Source organism: Bacillus luti (assembly GCF_001884105.1).
In the GTDB taxonomy this organism is placed as follows: Bacteria; Bacillota; Bacilli; order Bacillales; family Bacillaceae_G; genus Bacillus_A; species Bacillus_A luti.
Map to the genome: position 1 here is coordinate 1 of NZ_MACI01000028.1, position 3,766 is coordinate 3,766.

The 3,766-nt window shown below is 34.2% G+C and carries 2 protein-coding genes; one reads left to right on the forward strand and one right to left on the reverse strand.

The window, feature by feature from the left end; all coding sequences use genetic code 11:
* Nucleotides 1-1,088: 1,088 nt before the first annotated feature.
* On the reverse strand, nucleotides 1,089-2,048 hold the full coding sequence (locus BAQ48_RS07400) for a proline dehydrogenase family protein (protein ID WP_071710574.1): 960 nt from the start codon (nucleotides 2,046-2,048) through the stop codon (nucleotides 1,089-1,091).
* A 117-nt stretch (nucleotides 2,049-2,165) separates the two neighbouring features.
* On the opposite strand from BAQ48_RS07400, the gene pdxR reads away from it, so the two are divergent.
* Nucleotides 2,166-3,578 carry a MocR-like pyridoxine biosynthesis transcription factor PdxR gene (gene pdxR, locus BAQ48_RS07405; RefSeq protein ID WP_071710575.1) on the forward strand — a complete coding sequence of 471 codons (1,413 nt, stop codon included), beginning with the start codon at nucleotides 2,166-2,168 and terminating at the stop codon, nucleotides 3,576-3,578.
* Nucleotides 3,579-3,766 lie beyond the last annotated feature (188 nt).

Sequence of the window (3,766 nt, forward strand, 5' to 3'; positions counted from 1 at the left end):
GGTCGCTCATTTGCGACTTCCTTATGTTAACATCTTCGTTAGTTAATGTCAACTAAGTTTTTTATTTCGTTTATCGCGTTCTGCGTTATTGCATCGGCGACTTGTCCTATATTACACCTCTACACTCTAATCGTCAACACCTTTTTATAAATATATTCAAGTTAATATTTTTACACTCTCTAGCCTAGGGCAGAATCTATAAAGATTACATTACCAGAAAAGCAACTTCTACTTCTCTTTAATTTCCCTCTTCCGAAATATATCCAAGTTAACTTAACCCACATAGACTTAATTTATATGGAAGTCTTTACTCAGTGAAACAAACAATTTTAATAAATACTAATCTGTAATTACATCCCTCAATACCTCTTTGTTTATCATGACCCTATTAGAAATGATTAAAGATACACGTATTCTTATACTAGACAACGATACAGAAGTTCATAATAAACTTATATACTATTCTATTTATAGAGTTCCCCTTATTATGAAGTAATCCTTACTTATCTGTTTACTCGTGAATATATATAAATACACTTACTAACTATCCTATGTAACTGAAATATCCGACTTATATATCTTTCATCTTTAACATTATTCATCCCCATACAGCATAGTGGTAAAATAACCTTTATATCCTTTTAACAGAGATTTAAGGTGGACAGATAAACTATATTCGAGGTCCGAACCGATTAATAGTATTTCTTTTTTAGCATATGTACTGGGTTCAAAATACGTACCTCAATTGATCGAGTGTACCTAACACACCAAAAAGAACAAATGTTCCCTTTCCCCTTATATCACTTTTTGTAACATTTAAGTCTGTTTATCCCCTACCTATAACATGTAATTTTATTGTTCCTATTTATATATCATTCGTTTTGAAATACATATAGAATTACAAATTCATTTATTTCTAGCTACAAACCTAAGGTTTCAATATAAAATGAGCTGGAATTTCTACTCTAGAAAAATCCAGCTCTTATTTTTGAGTCACACCCAAAATTATTTAACTTCCTTATAACAACTGAACTCCCTCACAATAACCATAGCCAAAATAATTTTTACATTTAAAATGAAATATCTATTCAATAGTCCCTACTTCGTTGCTCTGAAGATGAATGTATCATATCTGTCACCGCATGATATAGATTTTCTGGATGTTCAGCTATCCGGTGACATAAATACAAGTACCACTCTTTCCCATAAGTCAAATATACTCTAGCGTTATGTCCTTTGTTTTTCAAATCACGTAACATATCGGGGCGAATTCCATATAGCATTTCTATCTCTACATTAGATTGACTAAAATATTGACGTTGCTCCATCTCTTTAATAAGAATTTCATCATGTGTAGCTATAGATACAGGTTGATTGTTTTCAATCAGTTGTTCTACAATCTGAAGATACTGTTGATTTAAATCAGTTGACCTAGGCATAGCAATATCCGGACCTTCTTGATAGGCACCTTTTACAACTCGTATTTTCCCTGGATAATGTAGAAGTTCTTGAATATCATTGTTCGAGCGATATAAATGTGCCTGAACCGTTATTCCTACATTAGGATATTGCTCAGTTGTTTTTTTATAGATGGAAAGAATGTCCGCTACTTTAGATGATTCTTCCATACTTATCATAAGGGTAGTTCCATGTACTTTCGCCTTCTCTGCCAACTCCATTAAATAAATATAAGACATTTCTGGATCTATAGATAATCCAATATGCGATAAATCGAGTGATACTGTTTGTTTTATAGATAGAGCACCTACGTCCCCAATAAGATTCAAAAACTCATTTTTTACTTTATAGCATTCCTTTATATCTAGAGTGTTTTCCCCTATGTATTCTAATGAAGTATTGTACCCTTTTGTAATTAGTTCTTTTGCCGTCACAATCCCATCATGTCTCGTTTCTCCGGTGACAAAGCGTTTCGCGGATTGCAATAATAACGCATAGAGCTCAGCGGATTGTTGTACATAGGATTTTATATGTTCATTTCGTGCAATCGATTTAAATGCCTGAGCTACTTGGAATTCTGGTTTCGTCATCACATTTTCATCCCCTTTAGAACTATTTGATCCAACTATAGCATGCTAAAATGGTTCATATTAGTACCATTTTAGTCAAACTTTTATGGTACCAATTTTGATGAAGGGAGCATTTATATGCTTTGGATACCTATTGATCGATCGTTAGATATAAGTTTAATTCGACAGGTTTATCACCAAATACGTGAACGAATATTAAATGGAGAGCTACAATCTGGAGAAAAACTACCATCAACACGGGAATTATCTTCTGAGTTAAGCGTGTCTAGGAATGTAATTTTAGAAGCTTATGATCAATTATTTTCCGAAGGTTTTTTGGTCGCTCGACAGGGAGCCGGGACATTCATTGCAGAAGGGACTTATTTAGAACAACGTAAAAAATCCACTCTAATTGATTCTTTATCTTGGTGCGAAGAAATAAACAAAGACAGTGACATCATTAATTTTCGTTCAGGCATACCAGCATTAGACTTATTTCCACGAAAGGGATGGGCGAAATTATCTCATACCATATGGAACGAAACACCTCCAGCTACGTTTGGATACGATATTCCCGAGGGGCGTCCCGAATTAAGAACGGCTTTATCGCGCTATTTACTAAAAACAAGAGGAGTTTTTTGTCATCCAGAACAATTAGTGATTACTTCCGGTGCCACTCAAGCTTTAACACTTGTTTCTAAATTACTTTTGTCAACGGGTGATGAAGTACTAATAGAAGATCCCATCACCAATGACATCCAAACAATTTTTAAAAATTCAGGAGCCTCCCTTTATCCTATACCAGTTGATGATAATGGGATGGATACATCTTTGCTGCCTACAAATAAACAACCAAAATTCATCTTCACTACTCCTTCTCATCAGTTTCCTTTAGGAGGAGCGTTACCGATTCAACGACGTGTTCAATTGATTAACTACTCAAGAAAAGCAAATTGTTATCTCATTGAAGATGATTATGACAGTGAGTTTCGATATGAAGGCTCACCTGTAAGTTCATTACAAGGATTGGATCCCGAGCGTGTTATATATATAGGTTCATTTAGTAAAATTTTATCACCGGCCCTTAGGATGGGATACTTAGTTCTTCCCTCACACCTTATTGAAAAATGTCGCAGGGTAAAATGGTTTTCCGATCTACATACACCTTCTTTAAATCAACTTGTTCTTGCTAAATTTATTGCCGAGGACCACTTGGAACGGCATATTATGAAGATGAAAAAAATCTATAAAAACCGAAGAGACTTCCTTATCCAGCAATTAAAATTAGCATTCTCAAATAAGATCAATATTTCCGGTTATTCTACGGGGTTACACTTGATTGTGGAATTCAATCAAGTTCAATTCACAAAAGAATTACTTGAGGAAATTCAACAACTTGGAGTGAAAGTATACCCTGTGGAAGACCATACTATTAAAAAAGGAAAACATCATAATCGAATTATTATAGGGTATGGACATTTAACAACTGAAGAAATAAAAGAAGGTGTGAGCAGGCTGCAGAGGGCACTACCTTGTATACATTCTTGTTAACAAATAGACAGTCTAACAAACCTGGCCATATTTTTCTGAAGGTATGCTATTTAGATGTGAAATTATAATAAAATAAAAGCTGTTTCTTGCTAAATAAACGCATTCATAGAGCCGACATTAATCACGAGCTTATTTTATAAAACACAAAAAAGACGAGTCATTCTGACTCGTCTTAAAGTTGCTTGGCG

Excerpts from the sequence above, each read along its gene's own strand:
- BAQ48_RS07400 (WP_071710574.1), bottom strand. The coding sequence starts at position 2,048 with ATGACGAAACCAGAATTCCAAGTAGCTCAGGCATTTAAATCGATTGCA.
- pdxR (WP_071710575.1), top strand. The coding sequence starts at position 2,166 with ATGCTTTGGATACCTATTGATCGATCGTTAGATATAAGTTTAATTCGA.